Raw genomic sequence first — 21,202 nt, 5'->3', positions numbered from 1 at the left:
AGCGGATCAAATGTCCAGCTCTCCCACAAAGGCTGCGCGATCCTGAATGAAGCGGAAGCGTGCTTCAGGCTTCGTTCCCATCAGATCATCCACGGTACTTTTTGTTTCTTCGATATAATCTTCATCAACATGGACGCGCAGAAGTGTACGTTTCTTAGGGTCCATGGTTGTTTCTTTGAGCTGCTCGGCGCGCATTTCGCCAAGGCCTTTGAAGCGACCAAGCTCAACCTTGCCGCGCCCCGTAAACATGGTGCGCATCAATTCATCTTTGTGCGCATCGTCGCGCGCATAAGCGACTTTCCCGCCCTGACTAATACGATAAAGTGGCGGCACGGCAAGATAGAGATGCCCGTTACGGATCAGGTCCGGCATTTCCTGATAGAAGAACGTGATCAACAGTGATGCAATATGTGCGCCGTCCACATCCGCATCTGTCATGATGATAATGCGATCATAGCGCAAATCTTCTTCGCGATAGTTCTTACGGGTGCCAGCACCTAATGCCTGCACGAGATCGGCAATCTGCTGGTTGGCAGTCAGCTTTTCGCGACCAGCACTCGCAACGTTCAAAATTTTACCGCGCAACGGCAGGATCGCCTGATTGGCACGATTGCGTGCCTGCTTGGCAGAACCGCCTGCGGAATCACCTTCTACGATGAAAAGTTCGGCACCAGCCGCCGCATTCTGCGTGCAATCGGCAAGCTTACCGGGAAGGCGCAGCTTGCGTGTCGCACTTTTGCGGACGGTTTCCTTTTCCTGACGGCGGCGCAGACGTTCTTCCGCACGATCAACAACCCAGTCGAGCAAGCGCGATGCTTCCTGTGGCGAGGCCGTGAGCCAATGGTCAAAAGGATCGCGTATGACGTTTTCAACGATGCGCTGCGCTTCAACTGTGGCGAGCTTGTCTTTGGTCTGGCCGACAAATTCCGGTTCGCGGATGAAAACCGACATCATGGCAGCCGCCGAAATCATCACGTCATCGGTGGTGATGATCGAAGCGCGCTTGTTATTGGTAAGTTCCGCATAGGCTTTAAGGCCACGCGTCAGTGCAATGCGCAGACCCGCTTCATGTGTGCCGCCGTCCGCTGTCGGAATCGTGTTGCAGTAGGAATTGACGAAACCGTCGCCGCCATACCACGATATGGCCCATTCAACAGCACCATGACCGCTTTGCTTTTCAGTGCGGCCTGAGAAAATCTCACGCGTAACCTGATGTTCCTTGCCGAGCGATGCTGAAAGATAGTCTTTCAGGCCGCCGGGGAAATGGAACACGGCCTTTTCAGGCGTTTCTTTTTTGGGATCAAGCAGCGCAGGATCGCAGCTCCAGCGGATTTCGACGCCGCCAAAGAGATAGGCTTTCGAGCGCGCCATGCGATAAAGCCTGTGCGGATCAAAATGTGCGCTCTTACCGAAAATTTCCGGATCGGGATGGAAGCGAACGCGGGTGCCGCGACGGTTATGCACTTCGCCCGCATCTTCGAGACCGCCCTGCGGAATGCCGCGCGAAAAGCGCTGGCGATAGAGGCGGCGATTACGGGCAACTTCCACTTCCAGAACATCCGAAAGCGCATTGACCACCGAAACACCGACACCATGCAGGCCGCCGGAGGTTTCATAGGCCTTGCCGTCGAACTTACCGCCAGCATGCAGCTTTGTCATGATGACTTCGAGTGTGGACTTGCCAGGCACTTGCGGATGCTCGTCGACCGGAATGCCGCGACCATTGTCGCTGACAGTCAGAAAACCTTCAGTATCTAGACTGACTTCAATGAAATTTGCGTGGCCTGCAACAGCCTCGTCCATCGAATTGTCGATAACTTCTGCAAAAAGGTGATGCAGCGCCTTTTCGTCTGTGCCGCCAATATACATGCCCGGACGCAGGCGCACAGGTTCAAGTCCTTCAAGAACGCGGATGGAAGACGCGTTGTAATCATCATTGCCTGACGAAACCGGCGGTGCCTTGGTTGCGACTGGGGCGGGCTTCGGCGCAGATTGTGGTACAGGTGCTGGCACAACGGGAATGGGCGCGGGAGCCTTTTCAGGCTGCGCTTCCATCTGCCGTTCGCGGGCATTGTTGACTACTCTGGAAAAGAGATCGTTATCGTCCATCTTTGTCCGAAAAGCTTTCTGTCTTTAATCTACGAAGGCCGCGCAAGTACGCATAGGCCAAAAATATCCTGTCTGCGAATCACACAGATCATGGCACGGGAAATGCCGCAAAGCGACTAAAGTTCGCCTTACGTTCTGCTTTTGCCAGAAGTTATCAAGTGGTTTTGCGCTTAGCGAGGCCGATTTGCACCACAATCATGGCGAAAGTCAAACCCGTCCGTTTCTTTAAGCTGATTAGGATAGAAACAGATCGACCATTCGCGTAAGCGCTTAAGTTAATCAACCGCGAGTAAAAAAATGCAGAGCAGCACAGAAACGCACGTCAAGGGCATGGCTATCATGGTGCTTTCGGTCTTGCTGCTGCCGCTTATGGATTCCATCGGCAAGTGGCTTGCTATGATGGATAATATGCCCCCGGCAACTGTCACCTTCATGCGGTTTTTTATTCAATCTGGTTTGATGTTTCTCGTTCTGATGGTCATGGGCGGGATCATTGCGTTGCGCACCACGCATCTGGTCGGCAATCTGGTTCGTGGTTTGCTCATGGGCTTTGGCGGCGTTTGTTTTTTCACAGCAGTCAAATATATGCCCCTGGCCGATGCTATGGCGGTGTTTTTCGCCGAACCGCTGATCCTGACGCTGCTCTCAGCAGTTTTTCTGAAAGAGAAGGTCGGCTGGCGTCGTTTTAGTGCGGTGGGTATCGGCCTGATCGGCACAATGATTGTCATCCAGCCAAGCTTTGAGATCTTTGGCGCGGTATCGTTACTACCATTGGCGACTGCCGTGACATTTGCAATTTATCTCATCTTGAACCGAAAATATGGCGCGAAAGAAAGCCCGGTTGTCATGCAATTGTATGCAGGCATTGGCGGGTCGTTGATGGCAGGTCTGGCGATGGTTTTTGGCACGACTTTGGGCGTAGAAGACTTAAGCTTTTCACTGCCGCATAGTCTGCAACCCTGGTTGCTTTTATTTTTGCTCGGTGCAATTGGAACTGTCAGCCATCTGCTCGTTGTGCAGGCATTCAAACTTGCACCGGCATCCATGCTTGCGCCGTTTCAGTATCTTGAAATCGTCAATGCGGTTTTGATCGGCCTGATCGTGTTTGGCGATTTTCCGACGCCGTCCAAATGGTTCGGCATCGCGATCATTGTAGGCTCGGGCTTTTATGTATTCATGCGTGAGCGGAACTTAAAGGCTGCCTGATTATCGCGTCTTACGAGGGCCGAAAACACTTTCAAAGGCTTTGCCCAGCGCCACGTCGACATCGCCCATGGTGATCGGCAAGCCAAGATCGACAAGGCTTGTGACCCCGTATTCAGCAATGCCACACGGTACGATTCCGCCAAAATGTTCCAGTTCCGGCTCAACATTGATGGCGATGCCGTGAAAGCTGACCCAGCGTCGCAGACGAATGCCAATGGCTGCAATCTTGTCTTCGCACATCGTGCCATTGGCAAGTCTTGGCTTTTCAGGCCGAACAACCCAGACGCCCACGCGATCTGCGCGTCGTTCGCCTTTCACGTTGAATTCTGCCAGTGTTTCGACGATCCACTGCTCAAGTGCGGTTACAAAAGCCCGCACATCTTCGCGGCGGCGTTTGAGATCAAGCATGATGTAGGCCACGCGCTGACCGGGGCCATGATAAGTATATTCACCACCGCGTCCCGTGTTGAAAACCGGAAAGCGGTCAGGGGTCAGCAAATCTTCCGTATGGGCGCTGGTGCCCGCCGTATAAAGCGGCGGATGTTCAACAAGCCATACAAGCTCGCTGGCCGTTCCATCACGAATGGCCAGCACCCGCGCTTCCATAAAGGCAAGCGCTTCCTCATAGCCCGTCAGTCGGTCAGCAATCAGCCATTCAACGGGCGGTTCGCTGGAATTTACGGGCAGAAAACGGATCGGACTGTTGAGTTCTTTGGGTTCGTCAAGCATGGGGGAAGCGCAGCTTTCATTCATGATCGCAGCATATGACGCTTTTATTGGTGTACCGCTAGATGTCAAAATGCCTCTGTCATGCTCAGGCTTAGAACCCTTGTCAGATATTTAGGGTGCTATATATTTTTGACTATCATTCAGCACAGGTTCATCTGACCTTTGTGATGATGCGTGCAGTTGAACTGGAGAAGAAGATGATAGATCCTTTGAAAAAAATGATGGTTGGCTTGATCGGAGCGACTTTTCTAATCGGTGCCATGGCACCTGTTTCTGCGGCTCCGGTCATGCCTACTGCTCAGATTGCTGGCAGTGATAATGTTCATCAGGTCCGTGATGATCGCTACCGCCGCCACGGCGACCGCCGTTGGAACGGCCATCGTCCGGGTCCGCGTCCTGGTTGGAATGGTCATCGCCCCGGCCCACGTCCCGGCTGGAACGGCAATCACCGTCCACGTCCGGGCTATTGGAATGGGCATCGCGGCTATAATAATTATCGTCAGGGCTATCGTCGTCACAATGACGGCTGGTGGTATCCGCTGGCTGCTTTCGGCGCCGGTGCAATCGTTGGCGGTGCGATCGCCTCCCAGCCAGCCCCGCAGCCGGTTTATCGTTACAGCAACAACCATGTTCAGTGGTGTTATAATCGCTATCGTTCGTATCGCGCTTCCGACAATACGTTCCAGCCTTATAATGGTCCCCGTCAGCAGTGTTATTCGCCTTATTGAGAATAGCAATTCAGGTTTTAAAAATTCCAGCCGCCTCGCAAGGGCGGCTGTTATTATTTACCCCCCGCGTTGGTCATATCCTTCAACGTCCTCACCCGCCATCTGATGATGTAGATACTGCTTGAGCCGGTTGATTTGATCATCGTTCCAGTTGCTGACATTGGTGACTTTAATCCACGCATCGACATAATCTTCGGGTGCATAGACATGGCCATAGCCAAGCGGCGTCGTAGTAGCGAAAGCCATATCCAGCGCCAGTTGCAGCATCGTGACCACCGGATACCAACGTAGTTCTGGCGAAACGTCAAACCCGCGCGGGGCATTCATCCATTCCGGTTGGCGATAGAATGCGTGGCTGTCGAAAAATGTCACGGCGTCGCTGGCATATTGCAGATAGACAATGCGCATCGGACCCCACCGATCACCATTCCCCGGTGCCTGTCCGTGCTGGTTCATAAAGCGCGTGAAAGAACCATCCCGAAACACTGGCAACCATTCCGGCGTGCCTGCATTTCGCTCTCTCGTAATTTCCTTCCAGTTCTGACTTGGAAAGGGTGGCCCTGCCCACAAGGCGCCATTGATAGGGTCTTCAAGCATTTCAAACAGCGCGACCGACTTTTCAGAATTCATCGATCCGAGGCTTAGACCGTAGAGATATAAGCGCGGACGCTGATCTTTTGGCAAAGTTTTCCAGTAGTTATATACGGTTGTAAACAAAGCGCGGGAGGCTTCTGCCCCGTATTCCGGCTGGAACAGCAGTGATAGCGGGCTGTTCAGATAGGAATATTGCATCGCGATGCTTGCTACATTGCCATCATGAAGAAATTCCAGTCCATTCATGGCGGCAGGATCAACCCAGCCTGTTCCGGTTGGAGTAATGATGACAAGGATCGAGCGATCAAATCCATTTTGTCGCTTGAGTTCCTCAAGTGCGCGCTGTGCACGTTGCCTTGGTTGATCTGCTACATTCAATCCCGCATAAACGCGGACGGGATCAATTGCTGGACGTCCGGTAATAGATGAGATTGCAGAGGCTTCCGGCCCGGAGGCCACAAATTCACGTCCGGCGCGTCCCAGTTGCTCCCAGTTCAACAAAGATGCAGCGCTTCCTGTCTTGTCGGCAGCAACCGGTTGCGGGCGATCAGGCTCAATACGCGCATCAAGTTCACTGAATGAACGATCGGCTAATCTGAATGCAGACTGTATCAGAAGACCGTTGGCGATTGTCCAGATGAGCACAATCGTGACCACTACGCCAGCAACGTTGGCAACTCTGCGCGGCAAAAGGCGATGTATCTTTGCTGAAATGAAGCGCCCCAACCCGATGAGGGCCCGCGCGAGCAGCAATAGAACTAGAAATGTAGCGACTGCTAGTCCACAAACGCTTGCCGGATATGCACTTGGTACCGGTTCCATAGCCATTACGGATCGCACGGAATCTTGCCAACCGGCTGAAAAATAAAGCGCTGCTATCGCGATGGCCAGACAGATCAGTCCGACCGCGAGGTTGACGCTGCTGCGCAAACGTTCAGCAGGTTTTGGCAATTCGAGATAATTCCAGAGCCAGCGCCAGAACACACCAAGACCATATCCGAAGCCGACGGCTGTCCCGCATAATATGCCCTGCATGACATAAGTTCGCGGAACGAGGCTTGGAGTCAGTGCGGCAGCAAACAACAAAGTGCCGAGCGCCAGCCCGATACCGGATAGGGAATGTCTGAACCGAAAAACAGCGCTTGTGACAAAGGACATGAAAAACCGAACTTTTGGAATGAGTTACGGGAGCCGAGCCTACAGTATCATTTCAACAACAGGAATCGATTTCTTCAAGCTCTGATCTCCTGAGATTCTGCAAAGCGCTCTGCGAATCTCTATTGCCGAACGGGCTTGGCGAACAAAATCACGGCAAAAGAACCAGAATTATCGTCATGGTTTTATCCTCAAGCCGATTGAGCGCCATATTTCTTTCGGTGGACACTAATTTTTTGAAATTATGTTGGAGAAACTTGATTTTATGGTGTTGACCAATGCGAAAGCCGCCCGTATGTTCCGCGCACTTCCTGGGACGATTTGTTCAATAAGGGAGCGCGTAGCTCAGCCGGTAGAGCAACTGACTTTTAATCAGTAGGTCCAGGGTTCGAATCCCTGCGCGCTCACCACTTCCAACAATTTTAGCATTATTCAAAAATAGTCGTCTCGCTGGGCAAAATATAGTGCAGCGGCTTTTATCAATTCCGATACCAATCAGGTTGAACAAGCCGGCATAAGAGTTGTGAATTGTAGGGTTGGTATTCGTTAAATCCGGGCTTTTATTAGCATATGTATTTTTATTGTGATTTGCCCTTATTACGATCCATGCGCAGGATAACTCCTTATAAAATTTGCAAATGCGGAGAGAATCCATGGCCAATATGAAGAAGATTTCCTCGTCTGTTGCGGTCGTTCTTCTCAGCTTAGGGCTGGCGGGCTGTATGGGCAGTCCGTACAATGATGGTTATCGGAATTACGAGCCGTCATATGGCGGGTATTACGGCGGTTCCGCCGTGGTATATCGCTCTGGGCCTCGGTATGATTCGAGATATTATCGAAATGATCGATACTATCGCGGACCACCTTCTCGTAGAGGTGATAATTATTACAGGCCATCGCAACGCCCGAATAATAGACCCGACGAACGCCCTGTTGTGAGGCCAACGCCGCCTCAGAATGAAACAAATGCACCACAACGTTCATTGCGCAGAATATTTGGGTCTGATCAATAACTAATTACTGCGCTATGGCGCCGACAAGGCATCCCGCTAAGGCGGGATGCACGTATTTGTCGGGCTATTTTTCCCATCTTTTTTTCAGAATGACGGGCAAATGCAGCTGGATAATATAAACCAGCAAAGCTGCCGCCCAGCTAAACATCAAAATGCCGCTCGCCGCAGCCATAGGGCCGAACAAGCGTGTTTGCACGACCTGATTGAGATCACCAGATCCAAGCGTCGTGTAGTTGAGCATGGCAGTGTAGAAAGCGTCCCCATAGTTATCGACAAGCCCCAGATGGTAATAGGTGATGGCCCAGATTGATACACTACAGCACAAGCTCATGAAGAGTATAATGTATAAACCGATCAAGGATGCGATAAGAAATATCACGCGGTTTTCGTTGATCTTGCTTCCAAGGGTGTGGACGAAATAATACACTGCAAGGGTAGCAGTTAAGTGAACCAGCATTACGATAATGCCAACAGCAGACCCTATAATGAAATCTGAAAGCATTTCTTTCCCCTTGCACGCCGCTTGAAAATCAACTGCACCCGCATTGGTGATGTTGTGTTTTATGGTTTATGTGAGCAAGATTAAAATAAGAAGCCAATTTTCTCGTTAGCATCCGCAGTTTTCCATAAATTAAGAAACATGCCGCTGAAAATTCGCATTTGTCACAGTGACAAGGCGGAACGTCAATGACATGAACAAACCATGAGCCTCAAAGCCAGAGTAATTGGTGACAAGTTTGAAGCAATCCTCTGGGTGGCATCGATTGCGCTTGTTATTTTGTTTCAAGGCATTATCACTTCCTATGCGCAAGCTTCGATGGTTGCGTGGTCCAATGGACCAATCCCGGTCATCTGCTCGATCCACAATGCTGAGGCGACCGATACTGAAGCGCCGCTGAAGGATTTGGCGCGCTCATGCTGCTCGACGCTTTGTCAGGCGGCTTGTGCCGTTGGCACTGGCGTTATTGGGCAAACACTCGCATTTGCCTATAATTTCATATTTGTTACCGCACAATATGCCGGGTATTTTCTTGTTGTGGGTCCGCCCAGCCATCTGGCAACAACTTATTTCCCCACGGGACCGCCTGAAGTTTTCAGCTGACACATGAACCATATCCGGCGATATGCAGCTTTTTCGCATTCTCAGTGATGCGAGATGCATATGGCTCGGCTGTTTTACACAGGCTGGAGATGCCAATGTTTTCTTCTTATTTCTATGCGGATCGCTTGACGAAATCGGTGCCGCAATGACCGACACCTCGTTGCCAAATGCAAAATCTAAGGCTGGTTCGTCGACGGCGACCTCAAATGCGAGTTTAAAAGCGTTTATCACGCGGCTGCACTTTTATGTGGGGCTGTTTGTAAGCCCGTTCATCCTGATTGCGGCGATTACCGGCACGCTTTACGTGCTCACGCCGCAGCTTGAGAACGTAATCTATCGCGATCAGTTGCGCACAATATCTATGGGGACAGTACAGCCTCTGGCTGATCAGGTGCAAGCGGCACGCAATTTCATCGGTGATGATTCACGACTTTTTGCCGTTCGCCCATCGACAGGACCGGGCTGGAACACGCGCGTCATGTTCAGTGAGCCGGGTCTGGGAGAATCTGAAACCCGTGCAATTTTTGTCGATCCTATAACGCTTGCGGTCAAGGGTGATCTGGTCGCCTATGGAACAAGTGGCATTCTGCCTTTGCGTGCTTCCATTGATTATCTGCATCGCAATTTGATGCTTGGAGACTGGGGGCGCTATTATAGCGAGCTTGCAGCATCATGGCTGTGGGTTATAGCGCTTGGAGGCGTTCTGCTCTGGTGGTGGAAGCGTGATGTAAGACGCAACGCGAAGTCCAGACAAAATGCGCATTTGCGCACCCGCCGTCTGCATGGACAAATTGGCATATGGATTGCCGCAGGTCTTCTTTTTGTTTCTGCAACCGGCATGACGTGGTCGCAACTGGCGGGTGGCCGCATTGATGAATTTCGCGCGGCTGTTGGTTGGATAACGCCTTCTGTTTCGGTTGCGCTTGATCAGCCTGTTGTTGCCGCCGATCCACACGCCGAACATCATGATCATGCAGGCCATGCAGAAAGTAATGCTCAATTGCCTGCAGTCGATTATGTCAGCCAGCTTGATGCAGTAAATCTCTTGTCGCGTGAGTCCGGCCTGCAATCGCCAATGCTGGAAATTCGCCCCCCGCGAAAAGATGATCAGGCATGGCTGGTTCGTGAATATGATCGCTCTTGGCCAACACAGGTCGATACCATTGCCATTGATCCGCGCGACATGAAAGTGATCAGCAGGGCAGATTTTGAAACTTTCCCAATTGTTGCGAAACTCATTCGCTGGGGAATTGATTTGCACATGGGTGTCTTGTTTGGCGTGGCAAATCAGATCGTCATGGCCCTGCTTGGCTTTTCGCTCATCGTCGTGATCATCTATGGTTATCGCATCTGGTGGCAGAAGCGCCCGCCTGCAGGATCAATGCCGAAAACGCTGATCCAGAGCTGGCTATATCTCAGCAAGGTACAGAAGCTTGCGACGCTATTCGTAGCTGCCGCAATTGGCTGGGCTTTGCCAATGATCGGACTAAGCCTGATAGTTTTTCTGATCGTTGATCTGTTGCGTTGGAAAATGCGGGGTTCGACGGCTGCATAAATAAGGCACCGGTGAAAACCGGTGCCTTTCATTTTAACTTGCAGGGCGAGGCGGCAAGCCTGCACGCGCACGCATTTTCTCAAGCAGTGCTGCCGCTATCGGCTCATAATTTTCATCGAAATGATGACCGCCTGACAGCTTCATTAAATCCGCGCCCTTAAGCTCCGGCGCAGTACATGCCGTATCGTCTTCCTCTTCACCATAGACGCAGACAACACGATCAAGTGGGATTGACGAGATGGCTGGAACCACATCCTTGTCACCATCCATGCCAAGCCAGCCTTCAATTGAAACCTGAAATGTCGTGGTGGTTTCAACGCCCAGAAGCCCGACCATTTTTGTGCGGTCCTGTATGGATTTATCAAGATATTTCCACGCAAACGGAAATGTATCCGCCCCGAACGAATAGCCAAGAACGGCCACAGGCAATTTGCCGGTCGGATCAGCCTTTTCGATCATGGCTGTCGTATCGCGTGCAATTTCTTCCGGTGTGCGTTCTGACCAGAAATAGCGCAAGGAATCAACGCCAATTACATGAACACCATTGGCTTGCAGCCATTCGCCAATCGATTTGTCGAGATCGCGCCAGCCGCCATCGCCGGAATAGAATACCGCGACCATATCGCCTTTGCCACCCTTTGCTGGGAGGTCAACGATCGGCAGAGCTTCATTCTTGGCATCCTGATCGGCCATGGCAACGACATTGTCGACCGCCATTTTCATGCGGGCTGGAAAATCTGGACCCGATTGGAGCACGGCAACTTTCTTCTGTCGCGCCTCAACTGGATTGTTGACCTGTGAGCCTGTTGGTCCGATCACAAGGGTAGAAACAGGCATGCGCGCATCATAGTCATAGCTGAAGCCGCCATCAGGGGCTTTGGTCGCTTCGGCTTCTTCCGTACAGGAGGGCAGGCGAGTTTTTGCAGGTGTCGGATCAAGAGCGATTGCACCTGCAATGGTCGCATCAGGTGAATCTGCTGCTGCTGCATAGGCGATCGTTGCGCCTTGGCCAATGCCTGTTACGACTGGATGAAAATAGACGTCAAGATCAAGCCCGCGTAGCGCTTCTTTGGCGATGGCCTCAAAGTCGGAGTCGAGGTAGTTACACTCGCCATCCTCCTTATCGAGTGCTGCGCGCCACGGACCAAGTTCGACAGGAAGAACGATGATATTACGCGCAAGCATCGCATCCATATAGGCGCGTTCATTATCTCCGATGCCGTTTTCATCGCTGAGAAGGATCGCAAGACCAACCGGATCATTTTTTGGCATATAGACCGGGATATTCAACAGCCGTTCGGCACTTGCATGGATGACGGGCTCATCTGCATTGAAAAACTGTGCCCATTGACGCGCAATTTTGCCCGGATGCAGCGCAGCATAGGCGCCAGCACCACCGAGCAAGGCCAACCCAAGGACAGTCAAAAGAATGCGTCGCTTCTTCATTTACGGATAAACTCCAGAGGGCTGCCATTGATCAATGTCGTGGCGTCGATAAGCGTGCGCGGTGTTTCAAGACCACCGGGGCAAACCATGTAATGCGGCGTCCAGATCGGATCGAATTTTTCTTTGAAGGCTTTGAGGCCGTCAAAATGATAGAGGTCGGCACCGCGCCGGTAGATGAAGGAACCAAAGCGGTTCCAGCGCGAGGCGAGCCTGCTGCGGTTTAGCCCTGAAAGCGGCGCAGCCCCAAGATTGAACCACTTATAGCCCTGATCCTTGCTATACATAAGCAGTTTTGCAAAAAGTGCATCCATCAGAAGCTTATGGACATTGGGCATGTAACGCATCAGATCAACGGTGATTTCATATTTATCCGCGCCGCGCCAAAGATTGGCAAAAGCAACAATCTCGCCGTCCTTTTTAAGCACTGCCACATCGAAGCGTTCCATGTAATCGTCATCGAAATATCCAAGCGAAAAGCCCTTTTCGCTGCCTGATTTATGGTCGAGCCATGCATCGGATATTTCACGCAGGCGCGGAACCAGCGGTGCAACGTCTTTCACGTCGATGACTTCAAATGTCAGTCCATCCTTATCAATCTTGCGATCTGCATAACGGAATGGCTGGCGACGCGGCCCTTCAAGCGAAAAGTCGGCGAGCTCGACACGCGCCACTTCGCCAAGTTTTAGCGCCACCAGCCCCATGTCGAGGAATAGTGGCAGGCTATTCGGTCCAATGCCATAAAAGACGGTGCGCAGAGCCATTTTGTCGGCCAAGCTGTGGAACGACCACGCCAGTTCCTTCGCAGCCTGTTTGTCGCCAATCGGTTCACCGAGAGCGATCAGGCTGCCGCCGGATTGCGCATACATAATGAAAGCGTTCTTGTCGGGAGAGAGCAGGAACTGTTTGTCGCCAAGAAGAGCAAGCGCTGCATCGGTATGCGGGCATTGCGCAACAAGTTCAGGCACCGCATCGGGTATCGAATAATCACGTTTCCGCTTGCGCTGGCTGTGTCGGTTGATAATCGAATTGAGGCCAACGGCTGCTACAACTGCAAAAACCAGCACCGTTGCACGCAGAAAGCGAGGAGCATTGTCGTTCCATGCAAAATCCCACCATAGATTGTTGGAATATTCGACATGACGATAGACGAAAAAACCCAGCCATGTGGAAACAATGACTGTCGTGCCGACTGACCCTATCCAGCTCCAGCTTAGTTCAAAGGGCCCGGAGATTGGTCGCCTGTAAAAGGAATCGCGAAACCCCCAAAGAGCTAAAGCGAACAGGCAAAGAATGGTTGCTTCTTCCCAATCAAGCCCCTTTGCGAGCGAGAACACCGCACCACAAAGCAGCAATACAAGCGCTGCAATCCAAGCGCGCTCCAGTCGCTTGAACAGACCACGCGCTACGATTAATAGGGCAACCCCAACAAGGCTTGCTGCAAGATGGGAGGTTTCCACGAAAAATTCAGGCACAACGCCGGAGAGAATTTTTACCCGGTAGCGCATGTCGGGTGTCGCACCCGATACCAGCAGAATGATACCGCCAAGAAAGATGATGCTGGCGGAAAGACTAGGTATTAGCGGTTCGACCAGACGTTTTGCAAATTTGGCTTGTCGACCCAGCATTTGTCTGCGGCGCATGGCTTCCCATATGAGAAGTCCTATTGTGGAAACCACAAGCGGCATGACGGTATAGATCACGCGATAAGCAAGCAGACCAGCAATGGCTTGCGGATTGTCGCCGATGCCAAGCCCCGCGATGATTGTTGCCTCAAAGGCTCCAAGCCCACCGGGTGCATGACTGGCAATGCCGAGCACAATTGCAATAACATAAACAAGCGAGAAGACTGCAAAGCTTGGCACTGCGTCCTGTGGCATCAGTACGTAAAGCGTTGCAGCCGCAGCGCCAACATCGACAAGACCTGCAAAAATCTGTGTGATTGCGCCTTTCGAATTGGGCAGGCGCAGGCTAAGCGAACCTAAGCGAAGCGTACGCTGACCATGCGACAGCCAGTAGATCAGCCATGCAATTCCGCCCAAAATGACAATGCCGGCAATAATATCGATGCGGGAATCGATTGCAGAAATCCATGGCACGTCTTGCGGATCAATCAGCAGCGCTGCACCCACCATGATGATAAGCGCAAACCAGATTGCAAACCATGAGGTGCCGACGATTTTGCCAATATCCGACAGGCTGATGCCTTCGGCCGCATAGATACGATAGCGAAGTGCTCCGCCAGTCAGTAGTGAAAAGCCAATGGCATTAGAAATTGCATAGCCCGCCGCGCCGGCAACCGCAGCAATGCGGCGGGGTATCTGGTTGGGCGCAATCGTTTCGACGGCAACCACGTCATAGAGTGCTACCGCAGCGTAACTGAGCATAGTGAAAAATATAGCAAGGCCCATGACCGTCCATGGAATATCATGGAAAGCTTCAAGCGTATCCTTGCGTGATGTATTCTGGAGAAGGTTTTCCAAAACATAGATTGCCAGCAAGGCGATGGCGATGCCCGCTATGGGGAACAGAAAATGCTGATAGCGTTTCAGCCATGCGAACCGTGTGTTCGGTGTGACTGGTGTTGAAGAAGGTTCTTCATCGTCAATTAAGCTCATCGGAGCGTCGTCCAGTTGGAGCAATCTAATTTTGCGCAATGATCCCGATTTGAGGCGAACTTGTGTTCGAACGAGATGCCATATTGAAAATATTCAAAGTAATGTCGAAGTTGCGTTATAAGGCCAGTAATTGGCAGTCGCCGCAAGCGCTTTGGATAAAGTCGGACAAGTTTTTCCGGGTTTGTTCAAAAACAAATGAATAGAGCAATTTATCTGTTTCATATAAGAAAAGCTCTATGTGAAAAATGAGGTTTAGGTGCTTAGTGTTTCTTATCTGACAGCTGCCGGTGCAGGCGCTCTGTCGTTTTTATCACCCTGCGTTCTACCGCTCGTTCCGCCCTACCTGTGCTATATGGCAGGTGTGAGCGTTGAAGATTTTCGTGCTGAAAAAGAATCACGCATTGGGGCGGCTTCCAGTCAGCGTCGTTCGCTCGCTTTTGCGGCCATTTGCTTCGTGCTCGGCTTTACCACTGTTTTTGTTGCCCTTGGCGCTGGCGCGTCATCAATCGGCGCATTTTTGCGCATGTGGCAGCAGGAAATTGCCATGGTTGCGGGCGTTGTCATTATATTGATGGGCCTCAACTTTTTAGGCGTCCTGCGTTTTTCGTTTCTGTCGCGTGAAGCCCGCTTTCAGGCGCGCAGTGCACCTGCAACGCCATTAGGCGCTTACGTGATGGGCCTGGCGTTTGCCTTTGGCTGGACGCCGTGCATCGGTCCGGTTCTGGGTCCGATCCTCACGCTAGCGGGTGGCAGCAGCACGGTGGGTGAGGGTGCAGCCCTTCTGGCGGTCTATTCGTTGGGGCTAGGCATTCCGTTTTTGATCGCGGCGCTTTTTTCGGGCGCATTCATGCGATTTTTGTCGCGTTTCCGCGTTCATCTTGGCAAGATCGAGAAAGCGATGGGCGTGCTTCTTGTGATTGCAGGTGTGCTTTTCCTAACCGGCGGAATGCAGTCTTTCTCGTTCTGGCTGCTTGAAACATTCCCGGCATTGGGCAGACTTGGATAAAGAAGCGTAAGTTTCCATATACGCTTTAATGCTATGAGCAGATAAACTTTCAATATTCTGGACCATATTTATGACAGACCGTACCTGCCTTTCTATCGTGCTTGCCGCTGGCGAAGGCACGCGTATGAAATCGAACTTGCCTAAAGTGTTGCATCCGGTGGCAGGACTTCCGTTGGTCTGTCATGTGGTGAAAGCCGTTCAGGGCACGGGCAAAAGCGACGTGGCGCTGGTTGTCGGGCGCGGCGCAGATGAAGTACGTGGCGCTGTCGAAAAAGTTGCTGACGCCGTTTCGGCTTTTGAGCAGACGGAACGTCTCGGCACGGCGCATGCGGTGCTGGCGGCACGCGAAGCGATAGCTCGTGGCTATGATGATCTGCTCATTGTTTTTGGCGATACGCCACTGATTGAAGCGCAGTCGCTGCAGGCTGCACGCAACAAGCTTGCAGAAGGTGCGGATGTTGTTGTTATCGGCTTCCGTCCCACGAGCCCGCATGGCTATGGGCGCCTGATCGAAGAAGGCGGTAAGCTGATCGCGATCATCGAGGAAAAGGAAGCGACGGATCTCCAGAAGGAAATTGGTTTCTGCAACGGTGGTCTGATGGCTGTGCGTGGTTCGCATGCACTGGGTCTTCTGGATGCGGTCGATAATAAAAATGCCAAGGGCGAATATTATTTGACCGATATTGTTGGTCTGGCGCATGAAAAGGACCTGAATGTCGTTGCGATTGAAGTGCCGGTCGACAACGTGATTGGCATCAACAATCGTGCCGAACTGGCCGAAGCTGAAAGCATCTGGCAGAACCGCAAGCGTCAGGAAATGATGCTGGCCGGTGTGACGCTTTTCGCCCCCGAAACGGTGTTCTTCTCGCATGACACGCTGATTGAAGCTGATGTAATTATTGAACCGAATGTGTTTTTCGGGCCGAAAGTTCATGTCGCGTCGGGTGCACTCATCCATGCGTTTTCACATATTGAAGGTGCAAAAATCGGCTTGAATGCCGAGATTGGACCGTTTGTACGCTTGCGTCCGGGTGCAAATCTTGCCGAAAAATCGAAAGTGGGCAACTTCTGCGAAGTCAAAAATGCGGAAGTCCGCAAGGGTGCGAAGATCAATCACCTGAGCTATATCGGCGATGCGATTGTCGGCGCGTCAAGCAATATCGGGGCAGGTACGATCACCTGCAATTACGATGGCTATAACAAATATAAGACAGTGATTGGTGAAGGTGCTTTCATCGGCTCCAACAGTTCGCTCGTGGCACCTGTTGAAATCGGCGCAAATGCCTATATTGCGTCGGGCAGCACAATCACTGCTGAAGTTCCAGCCGATGCGCTTGCATTTGGGCGTGCACGACAGGAAACCAAAGAAGGTCGGGGAAAGCTCCTGCGAGAGAAATATGCTGCCATCAAAGCAGCTAAAACGGCAGCGAAATAAACGACCAAAGGATGATGAGAACGGCAGTCCACTGGGTTGCCGTTTTGCTTTATACTCTTTAAACCGCAAACAGAGCGCCCGACTATCGGATTTGGAGCAACTATATGTGTGGAATTATTGGCATTATCGGCAATGATGAGGTCGCGCCGCGTCTGGTCGATGCGTTGAAGCGGCTTGAATATCGTGGTTATGATTCTGCCGGTATTGCTACGCTGCTTGATGGAAAATTGGATCGTCGTCGCGCGGAAGGCAAGCTGGTCAATCTGGAAAAGCGTCTCGCCGGTGAACCACTTCCTGGCGTCATCGGTATCGGCCACACCCGCTGGGCTACGCACGGTAAGCCTGTTGAGCGCAATGCGCATCCGCATATCACGCCGCGTCTGGCAGTTGTTCATAACGGTATTATCGAAAACTTTGCTGAACTGCGGGCTATGCTTTCTGCCGAAGGCTATAAGTTTGAGACAGAAACCGACACCGAAGCTGTCGCGCATCTCGTGACGCGAGAACTGAATAAAGGCAAATCGCCGGTCGAAGCAGTGCGCGATAGCCTGCCACTGCTACAGGGTGCTTTTGCCCTCGCTTTCCTGTTTGAAGGCGATGAAGAAACATTGATCGGCGCACGTCAGGGACCACCCCTAGCCGTCGGTTATGGCGAAGGCGAAATGTTCCTTGGCTCCGATGCCATTGCGTTGTCGCCATTCACAGACACGATTGCATATCTCGAAGACGGCGATTGGGCAGTGCTCACCCGCAAGGGCGTGACCGTCTACGACGAGAACAATGTAGAGGTTGAGCGCGAGATTCAGAAGTCGCAGACTGCCAATATGCTGGTCTCGAAGGGCAACCATCGCCACTTCATGCAGAAAGAAATGTTCGAACAGCCGGAAGTGATTTCGCACACGCTCGCTAACTATCTCGACTTCACCACCGGAAAGGTGCGCCCGGAAGCGGTCAGTATTGATTTCAGCAAGATTGATCGTCTGACGATTTCTGCCTGCGGCACAGCTTTCTATGCAGCTTCGGTCGGTAAATACTGGTTTGAGCAGATCGCACGTCTGCCGGTCGATAGCGATATCGCTTCGGAATTCCGTTATCGCGAAATGCCGCTGTCAAAAGACTCGCTTGCGATGTTTGTTTCGCAGTCTGGTGAAACGGCGGATACGCTGGCATCGCTACGTTACTGCAAATCACAAGGACTAAAAATCGCCTCGGTGGTCAATGTCACAGGCTCGACCATCGCGCGTGAGTCCGATGCCATCTTCCCGACGCTTGCCGGTCCCGAAATCGGCGTGGCTTCAACCAAGGCTTTCACCTGCCAGTTGTCGACCATGGCGTCACTCGCGATTGCAGCGGCCAAGGCACGTGGCGCAATTGACGACAAGCGCGAACAGGAATTGGTGCGCGAGCTTTCGGAAGTGCCGCGTTTCCTCAATCAGGTGTTGAAGCTTGAAGACCAGATTGCGGCAGTCTGCCACGAGCTTTCCAAGGTCAATCATGTGCTTTATCTCGGTCGCGGAACATTGTTCCCGCTGGCTATGGAAGGAGCGCTGAAGCTCAAGGAAATTTCCTATATTCATGCTGAAGGCTATGCGGCTGGCGAACTCAAGCACGGCCCGATTGCGCTGATCGATGAAACCATGCCGGTTATTGTCATTGCACCGTCGGATCGTCTTTATGAAAAGACCGTTTCCAACATGCAGGAAGTGGCTGCACGCGGCGGTCGCATCATTTTGATCACCGATAAGAAGGGCGCTGCTTCCGCGAGCATCGACACGATGGCAACAATTGTTTTGCCGGATGTGCCGGAGTTTATCACGCCGCTGGTTTATGCTCTGCCGATACAGATGTTGGCCTATCACACAGCATTGTTGATGGGGACAGATGTGGATCAGCCACGGAATCTGGCGAAGTCTGTGACGGTGGAATAAAATAAAAATGGCCGCAACAATGCGGCCATTTTGTTATCCCGCACGAAGCAACCGGATTGCCTCATCGCGTCCGAAGAGATAGAGCAGCACACGCAAAGCCTGACCGCGTTCGCTTTCAAGATCGGGATCGTTTGCCAGAATATAACGTGCATCTTTTCGTGCGATTTCCAGCAGATCCCCATGCGCTTCAATAGAAGCCAAACGGAAACCCGGCGTGCCGGATTGACGGGTGCCGAGCAACTCGCCTTCGCCGCGCAGCTTCAAATCTTCTTCGGCAATGCGGAAGCCGTCTTCCGTTTCACGCATGACTTTGAGGCGTGCTTGTCCGATCTCGCCAAGTGGGCCTTTGTAAAGCAGCAGACAGGTGGAAGGCTTGTCGCCACGCCCGACGCGTCCGCGTAACTGATGCAGTTGCGAGAGGCCGAAGCGTTCCGCATGTTCAATGACAATAATGGTTGCGTCCGGCACATCGACGCCAACTTCGATAACAGTCGTTGCCACCAGCAGCCGCGTTTCGCCTTGCTTGAACGCACGCATAGCTTCGTCTTTTTCAGTACCGCTCATCCGGCCATGAATGAGGCCAATCTTGTCACCAAAAACAGGTTTCAATGATTCAAAGCGTTCTTCGGCAGAAGTCAGTTCGACAAGTTCGGATTCTTCCACCAATGGACAAATCCAGTAGATTTTTTGGCCTTCATGTATGGCTTTCCGAATACGTTCAACCAGTTCGTTCATTCGCTCCATTGGCAGAATTGCAGTGGTAATCGGCTGGCGTCCGGCGGGTTTTTCGGTGAGTTTGGAAACATCCATATCGCCGAAAGCCGTTAGCACAAGTGTGCGCGGGATCGGCGTTGCCGTCATCACCAGCATATCAGGCGCGGTGCCTTTGGCCGTCAGCATCAGACGCTGATGCACACCAAACCGATGCTGCTCGTCAATGATGACGAAGACCAGATCGTGATATTCGACTTTTTCCTGAAAAAGCGCATGCGTACCGATAATAATATTGATGTCACCGTTTTTCAGGCCTTCAAGTGTCGCAGTGCGTTCTTTGCCCTTATCCCTGCCTGTGAGCAGGGCTGCTTTTAGGCCGACTTTTTCTGCCAGTGGTGCAATGGTTGCAAAATGCTGCCGCGCTAGAACTTCTGTCGGTGCCATCAATGCTGACTGACCACCTGATTCGGCAGCATGTGCCATTGCTAATAGCCCAACCACCGTCTTTCCCGAACCCACATCGCCTTGCAAAAGCCGCAGCATACGCTCTGGCGATTTAAGGTCAGCGGTGATTTCTCGGACTGCCTGATCCTGACCTTTGGTTAGCCGATAGGGCAGGTGGCGCATAATTTCTGCCGCAATGCGCCCGTTGCCTTCCAGCGGACGACCCGAAAGGCGACGTGTTTTGGAGCGCACGAGAGCCAAAGCAAGCTGGCCAGCCAGAAACTCATCATAAGCCAACCTGCGCCGTGTGATGCTCTCGAGCGCGATGTCGCTCGGGTCTTCCGGCAGATGCATCGTGTTGAGTGCATCTTTGAAAGCGGTAAAACGCTCACGTACAATCAGCGGCCCGTCAATCCACTCTGGCAGCACCGGTACGCGGGTGAGTGCTTCTTTCATGGCGCGGCCAAGGGTCTTGGATGAAAGGCCTGCGGTCGATGGATAGACGGGTTCGACCATCGGCAGATTGGCTGCATCTTCAAGGCTTGCGATATAATCCGGATGTACCATCGAGGCACGCCCGTTGAACCATTCTACCTTTCCGGAAACGATGACGGTTTCGCCCTCGGGCAACATCTTTTCCAGCCATGGCAATTGTGCATGAAAGAAGGTGAGAATGATTTCGCCGGTATCATCATGTGCAATGACGCGATGCGGAACATTACCACGTCCACTGGGGGCTGGCTGATGCTGATCGACTTGCACTTCTAGTGTAACAATTGCACCTTCTTGCGCGAAAGCGATGCCGGGGCGGTTGCGTCGATCGATCACGCTGTGCGGCGGCAGAAACAAAAGCTGGCCGACTTTGGGCTCAGCGCCCGGCACGTCTGTGCCCAAAAGTTTACCGAGCAAAGCTGACACCTTCGGGCCAATGCCGGAAAGCGAGCGGACGGAAGCGAAAAACGGATCAAGCACAGACGGACGCATGGCGGGAGCATTAACTGCTTTGCTTTTCTGTGCAAGCCTTTGAAATAGTTTTGTACTATTTTTGTTCTTATTGCTGAAACGGGTTCCCACTTGCACCTTAGATGCTATATACCGGCCACACAATTGTTAATGGAGCGCTCAAACAATGACTGGCAGCACACTTGCGGCAGGAAATCTTGATGTAAGGCGTCGCAAGCTTCTGTTTCGCGCTTGGCATCGCGGTATGCGTGAGATGGATCTCATCCTTGGGCAATATGCCGATCGGTATCTTCCAGCCTTCACTGATGCTGAAGTTGATGAGTTTGAGCAGATTCTTGAAGTGCTTGATCGCGATCTCTTGAAATGGGTAACAGGCGAAAGCCCAACACCTGAAGAACATGATACGCCGCTGTTCCGAGACATTATTGCATTCCGTGACCGCGTAGAATTCTGAGAATAA

Annotated in this window: 15 protein-coding genes and 1 tRNA gene; 9 read left to right on the top strand and 7 right to left on the bottom strand. The window is 52.1% G+C overall.

All coding sequences use genetic code 11. The annotated features are described in order from the left end of the window. Positions 1–6 precede the first annotated feature (6 nt). Positions 7–2,109 (bottom strand): DNA topoisomerase IV subunit B, encoded by a 2,103-nt coding sequence (parE, locus tag CEV31_RS16345; protein ID WP_094508389.1) that lies wholly within the window; start codon positions 2,107–2,109, stop codon positions 7–9. Positions 2,110–2,406: 297 nt separating this feature from the next. Here parE and CEV31_RS16340 point away from each other — a divergent pair, with 297 nt between their 5' ends. Continuing rightward, positions 2,407–3,315, top strand: coding sequence for a DMT family transporter (locus tag CEV31_RS16340; RefSeq protein WP_094508387.1), 909 nt, complete (start codon positions 2,407–2,409; stop codon positions 3,313–3,315). Here the strand turns inward: CEV31_RS16340 and lipB are convergent, their stop codons facing one another. Next, a complete protein-coding gene (lipB, locus tag CEV31_RS16335; protein WP_094508385.1) occupies positions 3,316–4,068 on the bottom strand; it encodes a lipoyl(octanoyl) transferase LipB in 753 nt (250 codons plus the stop codon). A gap of 173 nt (positions 4,069–4,241) precedes the next feature. On the opposite strand from lipB, the gene CEV31_RS16330 reads away from it, so the two are divergent. After that, entirely contained in the window at positions 4,242–4,772 is a 531-nt protein-coding gene (locus CEV31_RS16330) for a BA14K family protein (RefSeq protein WP_094508636.1), read from the top strand. Between the two features lie 57 nt (positions 4,773–4,829). Here CEV31_RS16330 and CEV31_RS16325 read toward each other — a convergent pair whose 3' ends face one another. Next, complete coding sequence (locus CEV31_RS16325; RefSeq protein WP_094508383.1) at positions 4,830–6,524, bottom strand: alpha/beta hydrolase; 1,695 nt, start codon at positions 6,522–6,524, stop codon at positions 4,830–4,832. 331 nt (positions 6,525–6,855) lie between these two features. Between CEV31_RS16325 and CEV31_RS16320 the strand changes: the two genes are divergently transcribed. Beyond that, positions 6,856–6,931: transfer RNA gene (locus CEV31_RS16320), tRNA-Lys, on the top strand. 667 nt (positions 6,932–7,598) lie between these two features. Here CEV31_RS16320 and CEV31_RS16315 read toward each other — a convergent pair. Next, the gene (locus tag CEV31_RS16315; RefSeq protein ID WP_094508381.1) at positions 7,599–8,036 is read right to left on the bottom strand and encodes an ion channel; all 438 of its coding nucleotides are present in this window, start codon (positions 8,034–8,036) and stop codon (positions 7,599–7,601) included. A gap of 201 nt (positions 8,037–8,237) precedes the next feature. Between CEV31_RS16315 and CEV31_RS16310 the strand changes: the two genes are divergently transcribed. Together CEV31_RS16310 and CEV31_RS16305 are read left to right on the top strand one after the other, a co-directional pair. Next, on the top strand, positions 8,238–8,636 hold the full coding sequence (locus CEV31_RS16310; RefSeq protein ID WP_094508379.1) for a hypothetical protein: 399 nt from the start codon (positions 8,238–8,240) through the stop codon (positions 8,634–8,636). Between the two features lie 145 nt (positions 8,637–8,781). Then, positions 8,782–10,191, top strand: a complete 1,410-nt coding sequence (locus tag CEV31_RS16305; RefSeq protein WP_094508634.1) for a PepSY-associated TM helix domain-containing protein — start codon at positions 8,782–8,784, stop codon at positions 10,189–10,191. Positions 10,192–10,224: 33 nt separating this feature from the next. Here CEV31_RS16305 and CEV31_RS16300 read toward each other — a convergent pair whose 3' ends face one another. Both CEV31_RS16300 and mprF read right to left on the bottom strand, forming a co-directional pair. Then, positions 10,225–11,637, bottom strand: coding sequence for a virulence factor family protein (locus CEV31_RS16300; RefSeq protein ID WP_210190935.1), 1,413 nt, complete (start codon positions 11,635–11,637; stop codon positions 10,225–10,227). After that, positions 11,634–14,252 carry a bifunctional lysylphosphatidylglycerol flippase/synthetase MprF gene (gene mprF / locus CEV31_RS16295; protein WP_094508377.1) on the bottom strand — a complete coding sequence of 873 codons (2,619 nt, stop codon included), beginning with the start codon at positions 14,250–14,252 and terminating at the stop codon, positions 11,634–11,636. Before mprF ends, CEV31_RS16300 begins: the two co-directional genes overlap by 4 nt. Before the next feature lie 256 nt (positions 14,253–14,508). On the opposite strand from mprF, the gene CEV31_RS16290 reads away from it, so the two are divergent. From CEV31_RS16290 to glmS, 3 genes are all read left to right on the top strand, one after another. Then, on the top strand, positions 14,509–15,258 hold the full coding sequence (locus CEV31_RS16290; protein WP_094508375.1) for a cytochrome c biogenesis CcdA family protein: 750 nt from the start codon (positions 14,509–14,511) through the stop codon (positions 15,256–15,258). A gap of 70 nt (positions 15,259–15,328) precedes the next feature. Next, positions 15,329–16,693: a bifunctional UDP-N-acetylglucosamine diphosphorylase/glucosamine-1-phosphate N-acetyltransferase GlmU gene (gene glmU / locus CEV31_RS16285; protein ID WP_094508373.1), complete on the top strand. Its 1,365-nt coding sequence runs from the start codon at positions 15,329–15,331 to the stop codon at positions 16,691–16,693. A 104-nt stretch (positions 16,694–16,797) separates the two neighbouring features. Beyond that, positions 16,798–18,621, top strand: a complete 1,824-nt coding sequence (glmS, locus tag CEV31_RS16280; protein ID WP_094508371.1) for a glutamine--fructose-6-phosphate transaminase (isomerizing) — start codon at positions 16,798–16,800, stop codon at positions 18,619–18,621. A gap of 33 nt (positions 18,622–18,654) precedes the next feature. Here glmS and recG read toward each other — a convergent pair whose 3' ends face one another. Continuing rightward, complete coding sequence (recG, locus tag CEV31_RS16275) at positions 18,655–20,763, bottom strand: ATP-dependent DNA helicase RecG (protein ID WP_094508630.1); 2,109 nt, start codon at positions 20,761–20,763, stop codon at positions 18,655–18,657. A gap of 145 nt (positions 20,764–20,908) precedes the next feature. On the opposite strand from recG, the gene CEV31_RS16270 reads away from it, so the two are divergent. Beyond that, positions 20,909–21,196: an FAD assembly factor SdhE gene (locus CEV31_RS16270; protein WP_094508369.1), complete on the top strand. Its 288-nt coding sequence runs from the start codon at positions 20,909–20,911 to the stop codon at positions 21,194–21,196. Positions 21,197–21,202 lie beyond the last annotated feature (6 nt).

It is taken from the genome of Brucella thiophenivorans, from assembly GCF_002252445.1.
In the GTDB taxonomy this organism is placed as follows: Bacteria; Pseudomonadota; Alphaproteobacteria; order Rhizobiales; family Rhizobiaceae; genus Brucella; species Brucella thiophenivorans.
The sequence above is the reverse complement of the archived record's forward strand: the minus strand, read 5'-3'. Positions and strand labels throughout refer to the sequence as shown.